Genomic DNA, 21045 nt, shown 5'->3' on the forward strand with positions numbered 1-21045 from the left:
GGCCGTCTGAAAGATTTTCAGACGGCCTTTTTATATCAAGTAAGGATTGTTTTAGGGATGAGCTTTGGAACATTGACCTGGAGTTGCCATATTCAGTTTCATAATGGCAGCTTTGGCAACATCTTCAGAAATTTCAGTTGCTGCCGGCATTGGTATTGGCCGCTTCAGGTAACAAGAAACCTTTGTTTTGCAAGTCGCCTAAGCAATTAACAACAATATCTTTAGTTACAGAGATAAATGCCTGATCCAGATTGCTATGGGGAGTCAGCTCTTTTGGTGTGGAGGTTAAACCAATAGTAGTCACAATAGCGTGATTAAATTCGGAACGGTTTAATTCTTTTTTGCCATCTGAGTAGCTACAGTAGAATTGATAGTAATCCTGAACTGTACTGCCTGCTAATCCGAAAGTCAGACCTGTTTTTATACCGTTACCTACTGCACCACCAATATCGGCGATATTGTTGGCATGGATTTTCAGGCTGTTTTGGGCTTGCGGGTCTACTGTTACAATCTTTGTTCCGTTTAGTGCAATTTTGGCAGCTTTTGTTAGAGCCGGATTTACTTTAGGGAAAGGCTTACCATTACGCTCGAACTCTCCCTCTAAACGTATAGGATAAGGTTGGTTTGGTACTTTCAAATCACTTTGTTTATATTTTTGATATTCGGTTGAAGTATAAGGATGTGGTACAACACAGGCAGAAAGCGCTAATGTTGAGCATAGAATGAGTAGTTTGTTCATAGATATTCTCCAGTTAATTTGCATTTATCTGTTTGTTTTCAGGTGAATTAAATAACGGATTCGAATAAAACCAATTATAACGTAATACAGTTTTTATACAAATTTTGCAAATCAATGTGAAAATTTGCATAGGAAAACAGGTTATTATATTGGATCTACCTTGCGAACTTCATTACTTTAGAGAGAAGGTTTCCGATAGTGATGGTAGATAGATATTGAGGGAGAGTTAACTTTAATTCCCAAGAGTACAAGCTGTTAGCTTTTGAGTTATTAAGATTAGATGCCGATTGAAAATGATAGGGAGATTTCAGCTTGGGTCAGTCGGCAAATAAATCAAGCCAAAAGGCTGAGTTGATGTAGTTGCTTGAAACAATAAAGGCCGTCTGAAAGATTTTCAGACGGCCTTTATTTTGTTTGATGTTAAATATCGGTTAGAAAACAAGGCTGTTGGGGCGTAAAGCCTTGTCGTGAGGGCGGTTTAACGGTACTATTCTCGGTTAATCCTGTTTTATTCCTATGAAATTGAAAGTATAAGATGATTAATGATATTCAAAAGACAGCTGAAGGCAAAATGCAGCGTTCTCTGGAAGTATTGAAAGAAAACTTGGCTAAGGTGCGTACCGGCCGTGCGCATACCGGCCTGCTTGACCAAGTGGAAGTGGAATACTGGGGCAGCATGGTGCCTGTGAGCCAAGTGGCAAACGTAACGCTTTTGGATGCGCGTACGATTGGTGTGAAACCTTTTGAAAGCAATATGGCTGCAAAAGTCGAGAAAGCGATCCGTGATTCTAATTTGGGCCTGAACCCTGCTTCTGTTGGCGATTTGATCCGTGTCCCTATGCCTATGCTGACTGAGGAACGCCGTAAAGATTTGATCAAAGTGGTACGCGGTGAGGCGGAAGAGGGCCGTGTGTCTATCCGCAATGTGCGCCGTGATGCAAACGACCACATCAAAAAATTGTTGAAAGACAAAGAGATTTCTGAAGATGAAGCCCGCCGCGGCGAGGAAGCGGTTCAGAAGTTGACCGACAAATACATTGCTGAGGCAGACAAGCTCTTGGCTGCCAAAGAAGAAGATTTGATGGCGATTTAATCCTGTGTGCAAACCGTTCAGACGGCCTTTGGACGGTTTGTTCCCTGAAAGGCAGACATGAAAAGCAGTACGCAGACGATTTTGGAACACTCTGCCATCCCCCGACATATTGCCGTGATTATGGACGGCAACGGACGTTGGGCAAAGAAGCGTTTTCTTCCCCGTGTGATGGGGCATAAGCGCGGTTTGGATGCGCTGGAGAACATGGTGAAGCATTGTGCTGAGCTGGGTGTGCAGTATTTGACCGTGTTTGCTTTTTCGACTGAAAACTGGCGACGCCCCGAGGAAGAGGTTTCTTTTCTGATGGGGCTGTTTTTGCAGGCTTTGCAAAAGCAGGTGCGCCGTTTGCACGACAACAATATGCGCTTGAGAGTCATCGGCAGCCGTGAGCGGTTTAATGCTGAAATCCTGAAGGGGATCGAGGCGGCAGAAGCGTTGACGGCAAACAATACCGGCTTGACTTTGAGCATTGCCGCCGATTATGGCGGCCGCTGGGATATTTTGCAGGCGGCAAATCAGTTGATTGCCGAGGGTGAAACTGAGATTACGGAAGAGGCGTTGTCGCGCTATTTGATGTTGGGCGATGCACCCGAGCCGGATTTGTTTATCCGCACCGGCGGCGAGACGCGCATCAGTAATTTCCTGCTGTGGCAGATGGCGTATGCGGAATTGTATTTTACGGATACGCTGTGGCCTGATTTTAATGAGAAATCGCTGAACGAGGCGATTGCTTCGTTCCAAAAACGGGAGCGCCGCTTCGGGCGGACTTCCGAGCAGCTGCCGGTTGAGCAGCAACGGGGTTGAGAATTATGTTGAGACAACGGATTTTAACGGTGCTGTGGCTCTTGCCGCTGATGCTGGGTATGCTGTTTTATGCACCTATGTGGCTGTGGGCGGCGTTTTGCGGCCTGATTGCCATGTTGGTTTTGTGGGAATATGCCCGCATGAGCGGCTTGGATAAGCTGAAAATCAATCATTATTTGGCTTCAACGCTGGTGTTTGGTGTGATTGCCTATGCCGGCGGTTGGCAGCTGCCCAATTTGGTTTGGTGTGTCGTATTAGCGTTTTGGCTGATTGTCATGCCTTGGTGGCTGAAAGCGAAATGGAAGCTAAACGGCGGCTGGCAGGCTTACACGGTTGGTTGGTTGTTGGTGATGCCGTTTTGGTTTGCACTGGTTTATTTGCGCCCTCAGCCTGAAGACGCGCTGTCTTTATTGGCGATTATGGGCTTGGTGTGGGTGGCCGATATTGGCGCGTATTTCTGCGGCAAGTCGTTTGGCAAGCGTAAAATTGCGCCGACTATCAGTCCGGGTAAAAGCTGGGAAGGTGCGATCGGCGGCGCATTGTGCGTTGCCGTGTACATGACCATCGTATGGAAAGCCGGTTGGCTGGCTTTTGAAGCCGGTTGGTTCAAAACGATTTTGATCGGCTTGATTCTGACCGTGGTCAGCGTGTGCGGCGATTTGCTGGAAAGCTGGCTCAAACGTGCGGCCGGTATCAAAGACAGCAGCAATCTGCTGCCGGGGCACGGCGGCGTGTTCGACCGTGTGGACAGCCTGATTGCCGTTATCAGCATTTATGCCGCCTTTGTATATTTGTTTTAAACCGCCTGTCTCACGTTGTTGAGGGGAGCTGATTATGTCCGAACAAAAACAGATTTCATCTTTATCGATCTTGGGCGTATTGTTGGCACTGGGATTGATGGCTGCGGCGTTTATTTTGGGCGTGCAGTTTAAGAATCTGCGTCAACCGGGGACGATTACCGTAAAAGGTTTGGCGGAGAAAAACTTCCAATCCGACAGCGCGACGTGGAATACAGGCGTAAATGCGCACGGCGAAAGCTATCAGGAAGTTTTGGATTTGCTGACGGCAAGACGCAAGAAGCTGTCTAAATTTTTAGGCGAGCAAGGCTTTGCGGCGGCTGAAATGAAAGTAGGCCTGCCTGAAGTATCGCGCGTTTTCAATGAAACCCGTGACGAACTCGGCAACGTAACCCGCACGCCCAACGGCTACGATGGCGACCTCAATATTGTGGTCAACACCAAAAAATTGGACAAAATTCAAACCGCCCAGCGCGCCATTTTGAATTTCCGTGCGCAAAACGAATTTATCCGCTTCGACAATCCGCAATATTTGCTGGGCAATTTGGAAACCATCAAACGCGATTTGATTACGCAGGCGACTGAGGATGCGCAGAAACGCGCGGCCGAATTTGCCAAAACCGGCGGCGGCAAAGTGGGCGCCATGCGTTCTGCTTCGCAAGGCTCGTTCAATATCTATGCCGACACCGGCAGCAACGAGGACGACGAATACGGCGGCTCTTACGATAAAAGCACCGTCGGCAAACAAGTCCGACTGGTTGTTACCATCGAATACGGCATTGAGTAATTCTTTCAGACGGCCTGTTTAGCCGGGAGGCAAAAGGCCGTCTGAAAATTGGAAACGGCAAAGAAATCTATTTCAAACACAATGAATACCGTTTGCACAGCACACAAAGAACACACCATGACACAACAAGTTCTGACCATATTAGGCAGTACCGGCAGTATAGGCGAAAGCACTTTGGACGTTGTTTCCCGCCATCCCGAAAAATTCCGCGTGTTCGCGCTGGCAGGGCATAGGCAGGTGGACAAGCTGGCGGCACAATGCAAACAGTTCCGCCCGGAATATGCCGTTGTCGGCGATGCCGGCCATGCGGCCGAGCTGGAAAAGAAACTCAAACAAGAAGGCATCGATACGCAGGTTTTATATGGTGCTCAAGCCCTGATTAATGTGGCTTCGGCCGAGGAAGTCAGCGGCGTGATGTGTGCCATTGTCGGCGCGGCCGGTTTGCCCTCGGCTTTGGCCGCCGCTCAAAAAGGCAAAACCATTTATCTGGCCAACAAAGAAACGCTGGTGGTTTCCGGCGCATTGTTCATGGAAACCGCCCGTCAAAACGGCGCCGCCGTCTTGCCGATTGACAGCGAACATAACGCCATCTTCCAAGTATTGCCAAGGGATTACACAGGCCGTCTGAATGAGCACGGCATCAATTCGATTATCCTGACTGCATCGGGTGGCCCGTTCCTTAACACCGATTTAAGTACATTTGACAGCATTACGCCCGAGCAGGCGGTCAAGCATCCGAATTGGAGCATGGGGCGCAAAATTTCTGTCGATTCCGCGTCAATGATGAATAAGGGCTTGGAGTTGATTGAGGCGCATTGGCTGTTTAACTGTCCGCCGGAAAAACTGGAAGTCGTCATCCATCCGCAATCCGTGATACACAGCATGGTGCGTTATCGCGATGGTTCGGTATTGGCGCAGCTGGGTAATCCCGATATGCGTACGCCGATTGCTTATTGTTTGGGCCTGCCCGAACGCATCGATTCCGGCGTGGGCGAACTGGATTTCGGTACATTGTCCGCGTTGACCTTCCAAAAGCCTGACTTTGACCGTTTCCCCTGTCTGAAACTTGCCTATCAGGCCATGAATGCAGGCGGCGCCGCGCCTTGCGTGTTGAACGCCGCCAACGAAGTGGCCGTGGCCGCTTTCTTAGATAAACGCATCAAGTTTACCGATATTGCCAAAGTCGTTGCCCACTGCCTTGCCCAAGATTTTTCAGACGGCCATCATGATATTGAAGGTCTGCTGGCGCAAGACGCGCAAACACGCAGGCAGGCAGAAGCCTTTATCGGCAAACAATAAAGCTTCAATGACAGGCCGTCTGAAACGTCAACCGCTTGGCATTTAGGCAGACAAAATGGAACAACTGCCTTTATAATCGGTTTTCAGACGGCCTTATCCGTTGATTATCACATTCCACCCAGGGGATTTTTTTGCAAACCTTTTTAGCCTTTATCGTCGCCATTCTGATTTTGGTCAGCCTGCATGAGTTCGGACACTATATTGTTGCCCGCTGGTGCGGCGTTAAAGTCGTGCGCTTTTCTGTCGGCTTCGGTAAGCCCTTTTTCACCCGAAAACGCGGCGATACCGAGTGGTGTCTTGCCCCGATTCCGCTGGGCGGTTACGTTAAAATGGTCGATACGCGCGAAGGCGAGGTGGCAGAGGCAGATTTGCCCTACGCCTTTGACAAGCAGCATCCGGCCAAGCGCATCGCCATTGTCGCCGCCGGCCCTTTGACCAATTTGATTTTGGCCGTTTTGCTTTACGGTTTGAGCTTTTCCTTCGGCGTAACCGAGTTGCGCCCCTATGTCGGCATGGTCGAGCCTAGCAGTATTGCCGCCAAAGCAGGTTTTCAGGCAGGCGACAAGATTGTATCGGTCAACGGAATCGCCGTAAAAGACTGGAGCGATGCGCAAACCGAGATGGTGTTGAACCTTGAAGCCGGTCCTGTAAAAGTCGCCGTTCAGACGGCCTCAAATGCCCAAGCCGTCCGCATAATTGATGCCGCCGGTACGCCTGAAGCAGGTAAAGTTGCGAAAAACCAAGGCAACATCGGCCTTTTGCCTTTTAGAATTACTAACCGCATTGGCAAAGTCTTGGCTGACAGTCCGGCCGAAAAAGCAGGTTTGAAGGAAAACGACAAACTGCTGACCGCCGATGGGAAACCCATCGAAAGCTGGCAGGCATGGACGGAACTCTTCCGCGCCAGCCCCGGCCAACGAATCGAACTGACTTACGAGCGCGACGGCAAAGTGCTGGCAACCGCTATCCGGCCGGACAGCGTCGAGCAGTCGGCAGGCGTGCTGGTGGGTAGGGCAGGGCTTGCCGCCCAAGCGGATAAAGAGTGGGATAAAACCATCCGCTACCGTTATACGCCTTCCGTTGCCCAAGCCTTTGAATTGGGTTGGAACAAAACCGTCAACTATTCGTGGACGACCCTCAAATTTTTCGGAAAACTGGTTACAGGTAATGCCTCTTTGAACCATATTTCCGGCCCCCTGACCATTGCCGATGTCGCCGGACAGTCCGCTAAACTCGGATTGCAGAGCTACCTCGAATTTCTGGCCTTGGTCAGCATCAGCTTAGGCGTGTTGAACCTTTTGCCCGTACCCGTTTTAGACGGCGGACATTTGGTTTTCTATATCGCCGAATGGATACGCGGAAAGCCTTTGAGCGAGCGCATACAGGCAGTCGGCCTGCGCTTCGGACTGGCAGCCATGCTTTTGATGATGGCTGTGGCTTTCTTTAATGACATCAACCGTTTGTTTGGATAATTTATGAAACTGAACCAGATTGCTTCCGCTTTAATGGTATTGAGCCTGTCTCCCTTGGCATTGGCTGACTTTACCATTCAGGACATCCGCGTCGAAGGCCTGCAACGCACCGAGCCGAGTACCGTCTTCAACTACCTGCCCGTTAAAGTCGGTGATAATTTCAATGATGCGCGCAGTGAAGAAATCATCAAAAAACTCTACGCAACCGGTTTCTTTGACGACGTACGCGTCGAAACCATGGACAATCAAGTCCTGCTGACCGTGATTGAGCGTCCGACCATCAGCTCGCTCAATATTACCGGCGCGAAAATGCTGCAAAACGATGCCATCAAGAAAAACCTTGAAGCCTTTGGTTTGGCGCAATCCCAATACTTCAACCAAGCAACGCTGAACCAAGCCGTCGCCGGTTTGAAAGAAGAGTATTTGAGCCGCGGCAAACAGTCGGTCAAAATCACGCCGACTGTAACCAAACTCGCCCGCAACCGCGTGTCTATCGACATTGCCATCGAAGAGGGCAAATCTACCAAGATTACCGATATTTCCTTTGAAGGCAACGAAGTTTATTCCGACCGCCGCCTGCTGAAACAAATGTCCCTGAGCGAAGGCGGCATGTGGACTTGGGTGACCAAGAGCAACCAGTTCAATGAGCAAAAATTTGCTCAGGACATGGAAAAAATCACCAATTACTACCAAAACAACGGCTACTTCAACTTCCGCATTTTGGATACCGACATTCAAACCAACGAAGACAAAACCAAGCAAACCATTAAAGTAACCGTCAGCGAAGGCGACCGCTTCCGCTGGGGCAATGTACGCATCGAAGGCGATACGCTGGAAGTGCCGAAAGAAGATTTGGAAAAACTGCTGACCATGAAGCCGGGCAAATGGTACGAGCGCGCGCAAATGTCCAATTCGCTCGAAGCCATCCAAAACCGCATGGGTCAGGCAGGTTACGCATTCAGCGAAATCAATGTCCAACCGATTCCCAATGCTGAAACGCATACCGTTGATTTTGTGTTGACCGTCCAACCGGGCCGCAAAATCTATGTAAACGAAATCAACATTACCGGCAACAACAAAACCCGTGACGAAGTCATCCGCCGCGAGTTGCGCCAAATGGAATCGGCGCCTTACGATTCTGCCAAACTGCAACGTTCCAAAGAGCGCGTTGAATTGTTGGGCTACTTCGACAACGTTCAATTTGATGCCGTTCCTGTGGCCAATACCCCCGACCAAGTTGACCTGAACATGAGCCTGACCGAACGTTCGACCGGCTCGCTCGACTTGAGCGCAGGTTGGGTTCAGGATACCGGTTTGGTAATGTCTGCCGGCGTGGCTCAGGACAACCTGTTCGGTACGGGTAAATCCGTTGCCCTGCGCGCGTCCCGCAGTAAAACCACAGTAAACGGCTCGTTGTCGTTTACCGACCCATACTTCACACCGGACGGCGTAAGCTTGGGTTACGATATTTACGGCAAGACTTACGACCCGCGTAAAGCTTCTTCCAGCGCGAAACAATATAAAACCACGACTTTCGGCGGCGGTTTGCGTATCGGTATTCCGGTTACCGAATATGACCGTGTGAACTTCGGCCTGGCCGCGGAACGCTTGACTGTGAATACCTACAAAGGCGCGCCTAAACGCTATGCCGACTTTATCAACCAATACGGCAAAGGCGACGGCAACGGCGTGGGCAACTTCAAAGGCTGGTTGTACAAAGGCACCATCGGCTGGGGCCGCAACAAAACCGACAATGCCTTGTGGCCGACCCGCGGTTACCTGACCGGCGTAAACGGTGAAATCGCACTGCCGGGTAGCGACCTGCAATACTATACCCTGACCCACAACCAAACTTGGTTCTTCCCGTTGAGCAAAGATTTCACGCTGATGCTGGGTGGCGAAGTCGGTTATGGCAACGGCTACGGCAAAACCAAAACCATGCCGTTCTTTGAAAACTTCTACGGCGGCGGCTTAGGCTCCGTCCGCGGCTTCGAAAGCGGTACGCTGGGCCCGAAAGTCTATGACGAATACGGCGAGAAAATCAGCTACGGCGGTAACAAAAAAGCCAACGTTTCCGCAGAGTTGCTCTTCCCGATGCCGGGCATTAAAGACTCGCGTACCGTCCGTCTGAGCTTGTTTGCCGATGCAGGCAGCGTGTGGGACGACAAAACCTATACCGCGGCAGAGAGCGGTAATAACAAATCGGTTTACCTTGAAAGTGCGCACAAATCGACATTCAAAAACGAATTGCGTTACTCTGCCGGTGCTGCCGTGACCTGGCTCTCTCCGCTGGGTCCGATGAAGTTCAGTTATGCTTATCCGATTAAGAAAAAAGAAGGCGACGAAATCCAACGCTTCCAATTCCAACTCGGTACGACATTCTGATGATGTTTAGGCCGTCTGAAACCGGGTTTGTCCGTTTCAGACGGCCTCATGGCAGATTGGCGGCAAGCTTATTGCAAACCGCCCGTTTGTTTTCAAGCAAGGATTTTTATCATGAGTAAAATAGCCGGCACCCTCCGTGTCCTCGCCGTAGCCCTGCCGGGTTTCGTGCTGTTGCCGCAAGCGGCGGCGGATGGCGTACAGAAAATCGGTTTTATCAATACCGAGCGCGTTTATCAGGAATCCAAGCAGGCGCAAAGTATTCAGACGACTTTGGAAAAAGAGTTCAAAAGCCGTCAAACCGCCTTGCAAAAGCTGCAGCAGGAAGGCGAGGCTTTGGAGCGAAAACTGAGCAGCGACAAGCTCAGCGACAGCCAAAGGGAAGCGGAAACCCAAAAATGGCGCAATCTGGTACAAAAATTCCGCAAGCAGCAGGCCGAGTTGGCAGAAGACTACAACCTGCGCCGCAATGAAGAATTCGCCGCGCTCCAGCAAAATGCCAACCGCGTCATCGTCGATTTGGCCAAACGCGAAGGTTACGACTTCATCTTGCAGGACGTGATTTACGTCAACGGCCGCTACGACATTACCGACAGCGTTATCAAAGCCCTAAACGCACACTGACCCTGCTCGGCAGCGAATGTAACTATACAGACAAACCTAAGGCCGTCTGAAACCCAAACCGGCAGCTTTCAGACGGCCTGACATCTTGACGGCAGATTATCATGACTTCACAAGCATACACCCTGTCCCAAATTGTTTCCCAACTCGGCGGCGAATGGAAAGGCGAAGACATCGCCATTGCCGCCGTCCGTCCGTTGGATCAGGCGCAGGCGGAACACATCAGCTTTTTGGCCAACCTGAAATACAAAGCCGAAGTACACGACAGCCGGGCAGGCGCAGTGATTGTGTCGCCGAAAGCCGCAGACGAATTTGCAGGCCGCAACCTGATTGTGGCTGCCGACCCTTATCTTTATTTTGCCAAAGTGGCACGATTGTTTTCGCCGATTGTCAAAGCTCAGGGCGGCGTACATCCGACTGCCGTTGTCGAGGCAAGCGCCAAAGTACCGGCAAGCTGCGAAATCGGCGCGAATGCCTATATCGGCGCGAATGCCGTATTGGGCGAAGGCTGCCGTATTTTGGCCAATGCCGTTGTCCAACACGATTGCACGTTGGGCGATGAAGTCGTGCTGCATCCCAACTCCGTCATCTATTACGGCTGCACTTTGGGCAACCGTGTCGAAATCCACAGCGGCGCAGTCATCGGCGCGGACGGTTTCGGCTTAGCCTTTGCCGGCGATTCATGGTTTAAAATTCCGCAAACCGGCGCAGTCACGCTGGGCGATGATGTGGAAATCGGTTCAAATACCAACATCGACCGCGGCGCGATGAGTGACACAACCGTCGGCAACGGTACTAAAATCGACAACCAAGTCCAAATCGGCCACAACTGCAAAATCGGTTCGCACACCGTTATCGCCGCCAAAACCGGCATTTCCGGCAGCGTCACCATCGGCAATTATTGCATTATCGGCGGCGGCGTCGGCACGGTCGGACACATCGAAATCGCCGATAAAACCACCATCGGCGGCGGCACATCCGTTACTCACAGCATTACCGAAAGCGGCCAGCATTTGGCCGGTATTTTCCCGATGTCGGGCTACAAAGACTGGGCGCGCAATGCCGTTTATATCCACCGTTTGAGCGAAATGAACAAACGCCTCAAAACGCTGGAAAAACAGCTTGCCGACAGCGACGAAGCCTAAAGGCGGCGCAAACAGTCCGCGCCCCGCATCAGAATACGTTTAAACCCAATACAAACAAGGAAAGACGAACATCATGGACGTACAACTCCCGATCGAAGCCAAAGACATTCAAAAACTTATCCCACACCGTTATCCGTTTTTGCAACTCGACCGCATTACCGCGTTCGAACCGATGAAAACCCTGACTGCGATTAAAAACGTGACCATGAACGAGCCGCAGTTCCAAGGCCACTTTCCCGACCTGCCCGTGATGCCCGGCGTGCTGATTATCGAAGCCATGGCGCAAGCGTGCGGCACACTCGCCATCCTCAGCGAAGGCGGCCGCAAAGAAAACGAATTCTTCTTCTTCGCCGGTATCGATGATGCCCGTTTCAAACGCCAAGTCATCCCCGGCGACCAACTGGTTTTTGAAGTCGAGCTGTTGACCAACAAACGCGGTATCGGCAAATTCAATGCCGTTGCCAAAGTTGACGGCCAAGTTGCCGTTGAAGCCGTGATTATGTGCGCCAAACGCGTGGTGTAAGAATGGGACAGGCCGTCTGAAAGCTTCAGACGGCATCTTGCAGGCAATACCTGTATCAGACAGCAAGGAAACAGCATGACCCTTATCCATCCGACCGCCGTCATCGACCCCAAAGCCGAACTCGACTCCAGCGTCAAAGTCGGCCCGTACAGCATCATCGGCCCCAATGTGCAAATCGGTGCGAATACCGAAATCGGCCCGCATGCCGTCATCAACGGCCATACGACCATCGGTGAAAACAACCGCATTTTCCAATTTGCCAGCCTCGGCGAAATTCCTCAGGACAAAAAATACCGCGACGAGCCGACCAAGCTGATTATCGGCAACGGCAACACCATCCGCGAATTTACGACGTTCAACCTCGGCACAGTCACCGGCATCGGCGAAACCCGTATCGGCGACGACAACTGGATTATGGCCTACTGCCACCTCGCCCATGACTGCGTGGTCGGCAACCATACTATCTTCGCCAATAACGCCTCACTCGCAGGCCACGTTACCATCGGCGACTACGTCGTCTTGGGCGGCTACACGCTGGTGTTCCAATTCTGCCAAATCGGCGACTACGCCATGACCGCGTTTGCCGCAGGCGTACACAAAGACGTACCGCCGTACTTCATGGCCGCAGGCTACCGCGCCGAACCGGCCGGCCTCAACAGCGAAGGTATGCGCCGCAACGGTTTCACTGCCGAACAGATTGCCTCCGTCAAAGATGCGTATAAAACCATTTACCATCGCGGCATTCCGTTTGAAGAAGCCAAGGCAGAGATTCTGAAACGCGCCGAAACCCAAAGCGAATTGGCGGTATTTAAAGACTTTTTTGCACAATCCACACGGGGCATTATCCGTTGATGGATGGATTGAAGGCCGTCTGAAACTTTTTCAGACGGCCTTTGGATTGCAAAAATCCGCGCAGTAGGGCAGGTTTCCTGTCCGTTTGCCGCCGATGCCGTCTGAAAACGGGTGGGCAAATGTCTGCCCAAAATCTTTTAGCTTTTAAACCTCAACACATGAATTCCAATCCTTCCCCCCTTATTGCCATCAGCGTCGGCGAAGCTTCTGGCGACTTGCTTGGCGCACACTTAATCCGTGCCATTAAGGCGCGCTGTCCGAATGCGCGATTTACCGGCATCGGCGGCGAGCGCATGAAGGCGGAGGGTTTCGAGAGTTTGTACGATCAGGAAAAGCTGGCGGTGCGCGGTTTTGTTGAGGTCATCAAACGCCTGCCGCAGATTTTGAAAATCCGCAAAGGGCTGGTAAACGATTTAATTCGCCTCAAGCCGGATGTGTTTATCGGCATCGATGCGCCGGACTTTAATCTCGGCGTGGCGGAAAAACTCAAGCAGGCAGGCATTCATACCATTCATTACGTCAGCCCGTCGGTTTGGGCGTGGCGGCGCGAGCGGGTCAATAAAATCGTGCATCAGGTCAACCGCGTGTTGTGCCTGTTTCCGATGGAGCCCCGGCTTTATATTGATGCCGGCGGCAAGGCCGAATTTGTCGGCCATCCGATGGCGCAAACCATGCCCGTGGAAGCGGATAGGGCGGCGGCGCGGCAGAAGCTGGGCGTGCCTGCGGATGTGCCCGTGTTTGCGATATTGCCCGGCAGCCGCGTGAGCGAAATCGATTACATGGCGGCGGTGTTTTTTCAGACGGCCTTATTGCTGCTGAAACGTTATCCGCAGGCACAGTTTTTGCTGCCTGTGGCGACGGCCGCAACGCGCAAACGCATTACCGAAATTTTGGCGCAGCCTGAGTTCGCTGCCCTTCCCATTACGCTGACCGACAAGCAGTCGGATACGGTTTGCACCGCTGCCGACGTGGTATTGGTCACCAGCGGTACGGCGACTTTGGAAGTGGCCTTGTGCAAACGGCCTATGGTCATCAGCTACAAGATTTCGCCGCTGACTTATGCGTATGTGAAAAACAAAATCAAAGTGCCGCATGTCGGTTTGCCTAATATTCTGTTGGGTAAAGCCGCCGTTCCCGAGCTGCTGCAACACGATGCCGTCCCTGACAAACTGGCGCAGGCCGTGGCAGACTGGTATGACCGCCCTGAAGCCGTGGCCGCGTTGGAACAGGATTTCCACGCCTTGCATCTGCTGTTGAAAAAAGATACGGCGGCATTGGCGGCGGCGGCAGTATTGGAAGAAGCCGGATTTTCAGACGGCCTGAAAGACAATTAAGGAAAACACATGAATTTATTGGGAGCCTTGGCCAAGGTTGGCAGCCTGACAATGGTGTCGCGCATTTTGGGCTTTGTGCGCGATACGATTATTGCCCGTGCGTTTGGTGCAGGCATGGCGACGGATGCGTTTTTTGTCGCGTTCAAACTGCCCAACCTGTTGCGGCGCGTGTTCGCAGAGGGTGCGTTTGCCCAAGCCTTCGTACCGATTTTGGCGGAATACAAAGAAACCCGCTCGCCCGAAGCCACGCAGGCGTTTGTGCGTCATGTGGCCGGTATGTTATCGTTTGTGTTGGTCATCGTTACCGCGCTGGGCATACTTGCTGCGCCGTGGGTGATTTATGTTTCCGCGCCCGGTTTTGCCAAAGACGCCGATAAGTTTCAGCTCTCTATCGACCTGCTGCGGGTAACGTTTCCTTATATTTTATTGATTTCACTATCCTCTTTTGTCGGTTCGATACTCAATTCCTATCATAAATTCGGCATTCCCGCCTTTACGCCGACATTTTTAAACATCTCCTTTATCGTCTTTTCCCTGTTTTTCATACCGTATTTCGATCCGCCTGTTATGGCGTTGGCGTGGGCGGTGTTTGTCGGCGGCGTGTTGCAGCTGGTGTTCCAACTGCCTTGGTTGGCGAAACTGGGCTTCTTGAAAATGCCCAAACTCAGCTTTAAAGACGCAGCGGTCAACCGTGTGATGAAACAGATGGGGCCGGCTATTTTGGGCGTGAGCGTGGCGCAGATTTCCTTGGTTATCAACACCATTTTTGCCTCGTTTTTGCAGTCCGGCAGCGTGTCATGGATGTATTACGCCGACCGACTGATGGAATTGCCGACCGGCGTTTTGGGCGTGGCACTCGGTACGATTTTGTTGCCTACCTTGTCCAAACACGCAGCCAGTCAGGATACCGAGCAGTTTTCCGGCCTGCTCGACTGGGGTTTGCGCCTGTGTATGCTGCTGACCTTGCCTGCCGCCGTCGGCCTTGCCGTGTTGTCTTTCCCTCTGGTTACGACCTTGTTCATGTACCGCGAATTTACGCTGCACGATGCGCAAATGACCCAACACGCACTGATTGCCTATTCCTTCGGCTTGATCGGCCTGATTATGATTAAAGTGTTAGCACCCGGTTTCTATGCCCGCCAAAACATCAAAACCCCCGTTAAAGTCGCTATTTTCACGCTGATTTGCACGCAGTTGATGAACCTTGCCTTCATTTCTCCGCTCAAACACGTCGGCCTGTCCCTCGCTATCGGTTTGGGAGCGTGTCTGAATGCAGGTTTGCTGTTTTTCCTTTTGCGCAAACACGGCATCTACCGCCCCGGCAAAGGTTGGGCAGCGTTTTTGGTTAAAATGGCCATCTCTTTGGTCGTCATGGGCGGCGGTTTGTGGCTGGCGCAATATTATCTGCCGTTTGAATGGGTGCACGTCGGCGGCTTTAAAAAAGCAGGCCAACTCTGCATTCTGATTGCCTTGGGCGGCGGCCTCTACTTCGTTTCCCTCGCCGCGCTCGGCTTCCGTCCGCACCATTTCCGCAGGGTGGAAAAATAAGCAGCCGTAGTGCGTATAGCTTGGCTTAAAGGCTATTTGCTAAAAAGGCCGTCTGAAACATTTTCAGACGGCCTTTTCTTGTTTTACGTTTTAACTGTAAAGCTTCGCCCCTCTTTTGACGAACTCAATCGCTTTTTCTTCCATGCCTTGCTGCTTCGCTTTTTGCTTGTCAGCGTAGTCGCGCACTTCCTGCGTGATTTTCATCGAGCAGAATTTGGGACCGCACATCGAGCAGAAGTGGGCGATTTTCGCGCCTTCGGCGGGCAGAGTTTCGTCGTGGAAGCTCTCGGCGCGTTCGGGGTCGAGGCTTAAGCGGAATTGGTCGCGCCAACGGAACTCGAAACGCGCCTTACTCAGGGCGTTGTCGCGCAACTGCGCGCCCGGCCAGCCTTTGGCGAGGTCGGCGGCGTGGGCGGCGAGTTTGTAGGTGATGATGCCGGTGCGCACGTCTTCTTTGTCGGGCAGGCCGAGATGCTCTTTCGGGGTCACGTAGCAGAGCATGGCTGTGCCGTACCAGCCGATGTTGGTCGCGCCTATGCCCGAGGTGATGTGGTCGTAGCCGGGGGCGATGTCGGTAACGAGCGGGCCGAGGGTGTAGAAAGGCGCTTCAAAGCAGTGTTGCAACTCTTCGGTCATGTTTTCTTTGACGCGTTGCAACGGCACATGGCCGGGGCCTTCGATCATGACTTGGACGTCGTGTTCCCACGCTTTGGCGGTCAATTCGCCCAAGGTGTGCAATTCGGCGAATTGGGATTCGTCGTTGGCATCGGCAATGCAGCCGGGGCGCAGGCCGTCGCCGAGGCTGAACGATACGTCGTAGGCTTTCATGATTTCGCAGATTTCGTCGAAATGTGTGTAGAGGAAGTTTTCCTGATGGTGGGCAAGACACCATTTCGCCATGATGGAGCCGCCGCGCGATACGATGCCGGTGAGGCGGTTGGCCGTCATCGGCACATAGCGCAGCAATACGCCTGCGTGCAGGGTGAAATAGTCCACGCCTTGTTCTGCCTGCTCGATTAAGGTGTCGCGCACCAAATCCCAAGTCAAATCTTCGGCGATGCCGCCGGTTTTTTCCAAAGCCTGATAGATGGGCACGGTGCCGATGGGGACGGGCGCGTTGCGGATAATCCATTCGCGCGTTTCGTGGATGTGCGCGCCTGTGGACAAATCCATAATCGTGTCTGCGCCCCAACGCAGCGACCACACCATTTTTTCGACTTCTTCGGTCAGGCTGGAAGTGACGGCGGAGTTGCCCAAGTTGCCGTTGATTTTGACGCGGAAGTTGCGGCCGATAATCATCGGTTCGAGTTCGGGATGGTTGATGTTGGCAGGGATAATCGCGCGTCCGGTGGCGATTTCTTGGCGCACAAATTCGGGCGTGATTTGGTCGGGATGGGTTGGGATATTCGCGCCGAAACTTTGCCCTGCGTGTTGTTTCAAGAGCTTGGCGTATTCAGGCCGTCTGAAAAGCTCGTCCAGCTTCATGCGTTCACGTATGGCGGCAAACTCCATCTCCGGCGTGATGATGCCGCGGCGCGCATAGTGAAGCTGGGTTACGTTGCTGCCGCTTTTGGCGTGGCGCGGGCGGGTGATTTGGTTGAAACGCAGATGAGCGGTTTTCGGATCGTGTGCGCGTTCGGTGCCGTATTCGCTGGAAAGCTTGGGCAGGATTTCGGTGTCGCCGCGTTCATCCAGCCATGCAGTGCGGACGTGCGGCAAACCCTGTTTCAGATCGATGTGCGCCGCCGGATCGCCATATGCGCCGCTGGTGTCATACACCGGAATCGGCGGATTGGCTTCCGTACCTTGCGCCGTGTAGGTGTCGTCCTGACGGATTTCGCGCAAAGGCACGCGGATGTCGGCGCGGCTGCCTGGGATATAGACGCGGTCGGAGTTGGGATATTGGAAGCGGATGCCGATGTCTTCGCTCAAGTCGGAAAGACGGCTCGCCTCATCGCCGGTTTTTTTAGCGGTAGTCATAAAAATTGCTCCTGTTTCTCGGTTATGAAATGGAAACAGGAGCATTGCTTTTTTTCAGACGGCCTTGCGGATATCTTCAATCGACCGTTTAAAATCACATTTGCCGAAACTCCCCACGCAGGTATTATCCTGTTCGGGTGTAAAGGGTATTTCTCAGCCGCTCGGTTTGAAAGCAGCACCCCTGTTTCTTTATTAACGAAAATTAAACCATGCGGCCGGTTTTTTGTAAAGCAACGTTTGGATATTTTCTGTCAAAAACGCTTGACAGCAATTCCGCCTTTCTGTATAGTTACAACTTCTGACGCGGGATGGAGCAGCATGGTAGCTCGTCGGGCTCATAACCCGAAGGTCGTAGGTTCGAATCCTGCTCCCGCAACCAAATATAAAGATCCCCTGCAGTCGCAGGGGATTTTACTTTATGCGGCATTTATTGCGAATTGCGGATGAATTGATGGAAAGGCCGTCTGAACCATTGGGTTTCAGACGGCCTTTTGCTGTCTTGCGGCGGGGTTTGGGTAAAAATGCGACAGACTTTTTTCAGACGGCCTCTTCCGATTTGGGCTTGTTGTCGTTGCGTAGGTGTTCTTTCAGGCGCTGCAATTCTTTTTTGTCCAACCATTTATTTCGCGAACGTTGCAACAGGATCACCAATGCGGCGATTTCGTTACGCATATTGGTGCTGAGCCAGAGGAAGCCTTGCCAGTCGTAATGCAGGCGGGCGGCCGGTTTGCTTAGTTCGGCATTGAGCGAAGTATCGATGCGGATGCGGCGGGCGTAGTGGCCTTTGATGAGGCGGACGGTCAGGCGCAGTTCGCGTTGGAGCTGGTTGAAATGGCGGTCGAGCAGGCGGATTTCGCTTTCGTTGAGCGTGGGCGCGCGCAGTTTGGCGGCGGTGGTCAGGAGCAGCTCGGTAGTGTTGACGATTTTGCGGTGGGCATGCTGCATGGCTTCCATCATATTGTTGCTGATATGGCTTTCGCCGGATGTGGCGGCCAGATGGCTGCGGCTTTTGACCATGCGGGCGTTGATTTGGCGCATTTTAATCATGTTTTGTTCCAAACGCTCGCGCGTCATGCGTTTGCCGTTGCTGATTTCGGCAATCATTTTGGCGCAGTCGGTGAGGTTGTCGGCAAGCATGAAGCGCCACATGAGCGTGGAGCGCAGGGGCAGGAGTTTGGCGGCGGCAATGGCGATGGCGGCACCAATCAAAACGTTCATGGCGCGCATCAGGCCGCTGTCGAGCCAATGGTGGCTGCTGTCGCCGATGAGCATGCACATGGTCAAACCGGCAAGCATGGCAACATAGCCGTTTTTGCCGACCGCAGACCAACCGGCCACTGCGCTGGCAGCGCCGATAATCAGATAGAAGAAAACGCCGTCTTGCAAATAAAGCTGGTTCAACCATAAAACGGCCAAACCGACGCCCAAACCGATGGCTGTGCCGAGCATGCGTTCGACCGCTTTGGAGTAAATCGCGCCTTGGAATTGCAGCATGCCGAGGACGACAAAGACGGTCATGCCGATCCACTCGCCGTGTTGCAGGTGGAAGACTTTGGCCAACAGGGTGGAAAACACGATTGCCAAGCCGAGGCGGAAGGCGTGGATATGGCGGCGATAGCGGTAGCGTTCGTAGGCGTTGAGCCAGCGTTCGGAAAAATGGAGGCGTTCGGATTGGGCAGGCATGTTGTAAGACGTATGGGTATGTGGGGATGTAAATTATAACTGATTGGTAAAGCAGATGAAATTTGAACTGCTCTCCAACAGCTTGTCCTATTGCAGAATTTCTCTGCTGCAAGCGGATATAATGGCGGCTTTGAATCAGACAGGCGGTGAAGAAATGGCGACGGTTTTAAGCGCAGGCGTGGATGAGGCGGGACGCGGCCCTTTGGTCGGCAGCGTATTTGCGGCGGCAGTGATTTTGCCGGAACATTTTGACCTGCCGGGTTTGACCGACTCAAAAAAACTGAGCGAAAAAAAGCGCGATATGTTGGCGCAGATGATTAAGGAACAGGCGGTCGCGTGGAGTATTGCCTTTGCCGACCCCGACGAAATCTTGAGACTGAACATCTTGCACGCAACCATGGCTGCGATGAAGCGCGCCATCGAGGGGCTGTCGGTCGCGCCCGACAAAGTGTGGATAGACGGCAACCGCGTGCCGAAAGATTTGAATGTTCCTGCCGAAGCCGTGGTCAAAGGCGACAGCAAAATCATCGAAATCTCCGCCGCTTCGGTTTTGGCCAAAACCGCACGTGATGCGGAAATGTATGAATTGGCGAAACGCTATCCGCAATACGGGTTTGACCGCCACAAAGGCTACGGCACGGCGCAACATTTGGCCGCCTTAAAACAATACGGCGTCTTGCCGGAACACCGCCGCGATTTCGCACCGGTCAAAACCTTATTGGCACAAGGCAATCTGTTTGAAGAATGAAAGCACATCAAAAGGCCGTCTGAAAGATTTCAGACGGCCTTGTTTTTGGAAAAGTATTATTTCAACGCAGCCAAACACTCTTTAATCAACTCAGGGCCGCGATAAATCAAACCGCTGTACACCTGAACCGCACTGGCACCCAAGCGGATTTTTTCTGCCGCGTCCGCGCCGTTCATGATGCCGCCGACGCCGATAATCGGCAGCTTGCCGTCAATGCGTTCCGCCAAAAGTTTCAACACCTGATTGCTTTTCTCGCGTACGGGCAAGCCACTCAAGCCGCCTTGTTCGCCTGCGAGCGGATGGCTGCCCAAGCTTGATTTGTCGATGGTCGTGTTGGTGGCGATGATGCCGTCCATTTCTACGGATTTGACCACATGGGCGATGTCGTCGATTTGCGCCTCGTCCAAATCCGGCGCGATTTTAACCGCCAGCGGTACATATTTACCATGCGCGGCCGCCAGTTGCGCCTGTTTGTTTTTCAAGGCTTCCAACAATGCGCTCAATTCGTCGCCGCCCTGCAAGGCGCGCAGGTTTTTCGTATTGGGGGAGGAAATATTGACCGTGATGTAACTCGCGTGGGCGTAGGCTTTTTCCAGGCAAATCAGATAATCGTCGGCCGCGTTTTCAATCGGCGTAACGGCATTTTTACCGATGTTGATGCCCAAAATGCCTTTAAAGCGGCTGTTTTCAATGTTGCGGATCATCGCATCGATGCCGTGGTTATTGAAACCCATGCGGTTGATGATGCCTTGGTGTTCGGGAACGCGGAAAAGGCGCGGCTGCGGATTACCCGGCTGCGGCTTGGGCGTTACCGTGCCGATTTCGACAAAGCCGAAGCCCAGTGCGGCAAACGCATCGATACACTCGCCGTTTTTGTCCAAACCTGCCGCCAAGCCGACCGGATTGGGCAGCTGCAAACCCATCAGCTCGGTTGGCCGGGTGTGGCTGTCCACCTTGGGCAGCAGGCCGAGTTTTTCGGCGGTACGCAAACTGTTGAGCGTGAAATGATGGGCCTTTTCAGCATCGAAACGGAACAGGATGGGGCGGACGAGTGAATACATGGCGGCGACTTTCTGAACGGTTGATGAATTTGGCGTTATTTTACCTGAAACCGTCAAACTGCCCCAAACGTCTGCATCGATATGATTTTATGGTTTGGCGGCAAATGAAAATAAATAGGGCTTTTGCGTGTATTCGGATAGTTTATTAAAATGGCAAAAGAGAGGTTTTTCAGACGG

Annotated in this window: 18 protein-coding genes, 1 tRNA gene and 1 riboswitch; of the genes, 15 read left to right on the forward strand and 4 right to left on the reverse strand. The window is 52.4% G+C overall.

The window, feature by feature from the left end; translation table 11 throughout:
- Positions 1 to 133 precede the first annotated feature (133 nt).
- The gene (locus HMPREF2596_RS00920) at positions 134 to 739 is read right to left on the reverse strand and encodes a hypothetical protein (RefSeq protein ID WP_234398657.1); all 606 of its coding nucleotides are present in this window, start codon (positions 737 to 739) and stop codon (positions 134 to 136) included.
- 535 nt (positions 740 to 1274) lie between these two features.
- Between HMPREF2596_RS00920 and frr the strand changes: the two genes are divergently transcribed.
- The 13 genes from frr (at position 1275) to murJ (ending at position 15396) form a co-directional block, all read left to right on the forward strand.
- A complete protein-coding gene (frr, locus tag HMPREF2596_RS00925) occupies positions 1275 to 1832 on the forward strand; it encodes a ribosome recycling factor (protein ID WP_063068560.1) in 558 nt (185 codons plus the stop codon).
- Positions 1833 to 1889: 57 nt separating this feature from the next.
- On the forward strand, positions 1890 to 2636 hold the full coding sequence (locus HMPREF2596_RS00930; protein ID WP_070848955.1) for an isoprenyl transferase: 747 nt from the start codon (positions 1890 to 1892) through the stop codon (positions 2634 to 2636).
- 5 nt (positions 2637 to 2641) lie between these two features.
- Complete coding sequence (locus HMPREF2596_RS00935) at positions 2642 to 3436, forward strand: phosphatidate cytidylyltransferase (protein WP_070848957.1); 795 nt, start codon at positions 2642 to 2644, stop codon at positions 3434 to 3436.
- 34 nt (positions 3437 to 3470) lie between these two features.
- Entirely contained in the window at positions 3471 to 4220 is a 750-nt protein-coding gene (locus tag HMPREF2596_RS00940; RefSeq protein ID WP_070848959.1) for an SIMPL domain-containing protein, read from the forward strand.
- Positions 4221 to 4337: 117 nt separating this feature from the next.
- Entirely contained in the window at positions 4338 to 5519 is a 1182-nt protein-coding gene (ispC, locus tag HMPREF2596_RS00945) for a 1-deoxy-D-xylulose-5-phosphate reductoisomerase (protein WP_070849125.1), read from the forward strand.
- Between the two features lie 131 nt (positions 5520 to 5650).
- On the forward strand, positions 5651 to 6991 hold the full coding sequence (rseP, locus tag HMPREF2596_RS00950; protein ID WP_070848960.1) for an RIP metalloprotease RseP: 1341 nt from the start codon (positions 5651 to 5653) through the stop codon (positions 6989 to 6991).
- 3 nt (positions 6992 to 6994) lie between these two features.
- The gene (gene bamA, locus HMPREF2596_RS00955) at positions 6995 to 9376 is read left to right on the forward strand and encodes an outer membrane protein assembly factor BamA (protein WP_070848962.1); all 2382 of its coding nucleotides are present in this window, start codon (positions 6995 to 6997) and stop codon (positions 9374 to 9376) included.
- Positions 9377 to 9487: 111 nt separating this feature from the next.
- Positions 9488 to 9997 (forward strand): OmpH/Skp family outer membrane protein, encoded by a 510-nt coding sequence (locus HMPREF2596_RS00960; protein WP_070848964.1) that lies wholly within the window; start codon positions 9488 to 9490, stop codon positions 9995 to 9997.
- Positions 9998 to 10098: 101 nt separating this feature from the next.
- A complete protein-coding gene (gene lpxD, locus HMPREF2596_RS00965; protein WP_070848966.1) occupies positions 10099 to 11139 on the forward strand; it encodes a UDP-3-O-(3-hydroxymyristoyl)glucosamine N-acyltransferase in 1041 nt (346 codons plus the stop codon).
- A gap of 73 nt (positions 11140 to 11212) precedes the next feature.
- Positions 11213 to 11662, forward strand: coding sequence for a 3-hydroxyacyl-ACP dehydratase FabZ (fabZ, locus tag HMPREF2596_RS00970; protein WP_003681704.1), 450 nt, complete (start codon positions 11213 to 11215; stop codon positions 11660 to 11662).
- Between the two features lie 75 nt (positions 11663 to 11737).
- Positions 11738 to 12514: an acyl-ACP--UDP-N-acetylglucosamine O-acyltransferase gene (gene lpxA, locus HMPREF2596_RS00975; protein WP_070822635.1), complete on the forward strand. Its 777-nt coding sequence runs from the start codon at positions 11738 to 11740 to the stop codon at positions 12512 to 12514.
- Positions 12515 to 12672: 158 nt separating this feature from the next.
- Entirely contained in the window at positions 12673 to 13848 is a 1176-nt protein-coding gene (gene lpxB / locus HMPREF2596_RS00980) for a lipid-A-disaccharide synthase (RefSeq protein ID WP_070849128.1), read from the forward strand.
- 9 nt (positions 13849 to 13857) lie between these two features.
- Entirely contained in the window at positions 13858 to 15396 is a 1539-nt protein-coding gene (murJ, locus tag HMPREF2596_RS00985) for a murein biosynthesis integral membrane protein MurJ (RefSeq protein WP_070848968.1), read from the forward strand.
- Between the two features lie 90 nt (positions 15397 to 15486).
- Here murJ and thiC read toward each other — a convergent pair whose 3' ends face one another.
- Complete coding sequence (gene thiC, locus HMPREF2596_RS00990) at positions 15487 to 17376, reverse strand: phosphomethylpyrimidine synthase ThiC (protein ID WP_070848969.1); 1890 nt, start codon at positions 17374 to 17376, stop codon at positions 15487 to 15489.
- Positions 17377 to 17469: 93 nt separating this feature from the next.
- Positions 17470 to 17569: riboswitch (TPP riboswitch) on the reverse strand.
- A 109-nt stretch (positions 17570 to 17678) separates the two neighbouring features.
- Here thiC and HMPREF2596_RS00995 point away from each other — a divergent pair.
- Positions 17679 to 17755 (forward strand) — tRNA-Met (locus HMPREF2596_RS00995).
- Positions 17756 to 17913: 158 nt separating this feature from the next.
- On the opposite strand, the gene HMPREF2596_RS01000 is transcribed toward HMPREF2596_RS00995, so the two are convergent.
- Positions 17914 to 19059 (reverse strand): FUSC family protein, encoded by a 1146-nt coding sequence (locus tag HMPREF2596_RS01000; RefSeq protein WP_070848971.1) that lies wholly within the window; start codon positions 19057 to 19059, stop codon positions 17914 to 17916.
- Positions 19060 to 19213: 154 nt separating this feature from the next.
- Here HMPREF2596_RS01000 and rnhB point away from each other — a divergent pair, with 154 nt between their 5' ends.
- Complete coding sequence (rnhB, locus tag HMPREF2596_RS01005; RefSeq protein WP_070849131.1) at positions 19214 to 19807, forward strand: ribonuclease HII; 594 nt, start codon at positions 19214 to 19216, stop codon at positions 19805 to 19807.
- 56 nt (positions 19808 to 19863) lie between these two features.
- Here the strand turns inward: rnhB and HMPREF2596_RS01010 are convergent, their stop codons facing one another.
- On the reverse strand, positions 19864 to 20868 hold the full coding sequence (locus HMPREF2596_RS01010) for a quinone-dependent dihydroorotate dehydrogenase (protein WP_049349287.1): 1005 nt from the start codon (positions 20866 to 20868) through the stop codon (positions 19864 to 19866).
- Between the last annotated feature and the right edge of the window lie 177 nt (positions 20869 to 21045).

The organism is Neisseria sp. HMSC078C12 (assembly GCF_001838065.1).
Classification (GTDB): domain Bacteria; phylum Pseudomonadota; class Gammaproteobacteria; order Burkholderiales; family Neisseriaceae; genus Neisseria.

Bases quoted from the DNA above. Each gene is read 5' to 3' on its own strand.
- HMPREF2596_RS00935 (WP_070848957.1), top strand. From the start codon at position 2,642: ATGTTGAGACAACGGATTTTAACGGTGCTGTGGCTCTTGCCGCTGATG.
- HMPREF2596_RS01000 (WP_070848971.1), bottom strand. From the start codon at position 19,059: ATGCCTGCCCAATCCGAACGCCTCCATTTTTCCGAACGCTGGCTCAAC.
- fabZ (WP_003681704.1), top strand. From the start codon at position 11,213: ATGGACGTACAACTCCCGATCGAAGCCAAAGACATTCAAAAACTTATC.
- ispC (WP_070849125.1), top strand. From the start codon at position 4,338: ATGACACAACAAGTTCTGACCATATTAGGCAGTACCGGCAGTATAGGC.
- lpxB (WP_070849128.1), top strand. From the start codon at position 12,673: ATGAATTCCAATCCTTCCCCCCTTATTGCCATCAGCGTCGGCGAAGCT.
- lpxA (WP_070822635.1), top strand. From the start codon at position 11,738: ATGACCCTTATCCATCCGACCGCCGTCATCGACCCCAAAGCCGAACTC.
- HMPREF2596_RS00920 (WP_234398657.1), bottom strand. From the start codon at position 739: ATGAACAAACTACTCATTCTATGCTCAACATTAGCGCTTTCTGCCTGT.
- murJ (WP_070848968.1), top strand. From the start codon at position 13,858: ATGAATTTATTGGGAGCCTTGGCCAAGGTTGGCAGCCTGACAATGGTG.
- HMPREF2596_RS00940 (WP_070848959.1), top strand. From the start codon at position 3,471: ATGTCCGAACAAAAACAGATTTCATCTTTATCGATCTTGGGCGTATTG.
- HMPREF2596_RS01010 (WP_049349287.1), bottom strand. From the start codon at position 20,868: ATGTATTCACTCGTCCGCCCCATCCTGTTCCGTTTCGATGCTGAAAAG.
- HMPREF2596_RS00960 (WP_070848964.1), top strand. From the start codon at position 9,488: ATGAGTAAAATAGCCGGCACCCTCCGTGTCCTCGCCGTAGCCCTGCCG.
- frr (WP_063068560.1), top strand. From the start codon at position 1,275: ATGATTAATGATATTCAAAAGACAGCTGAAGGCAAAATGCAGCGTTCT.
- bamA (WP_070848962.1), top strand. From the start codon at position 6,995: ATGAAACTGAACCAGATTGCTTCCGCTTTAATGGTATTGAGCCTGTCT.
- lpxD (WP_070848966.1), top strand. From the start codon at position 10,099: ATGACTTCACAAGCATACACCCTGTCCCAAATTGTTTCCCAACTCGGC.
- HMPREF2596_RS00930 (WP_070848955.1), top strand. From the start codon at position 1,890: ATGAAAAGCAGTACGCAGACGATTTTGGAACACTCTGCCATCCCCCGA.
- rnhB (WP_070849131.1), top strand. From the start codon at position 19,214: ATGGCGACGGTTTTAAGCGCAGGCGTGGATGAGGCGGGACGCGGCCCT.
- thiC (WP_070848969.1), bottom strand. From the start codon at position 17,376: ATGACTACCGCTAAAAAAACCGGCGATGAGGCGAGCCGTCTTTCCGAC.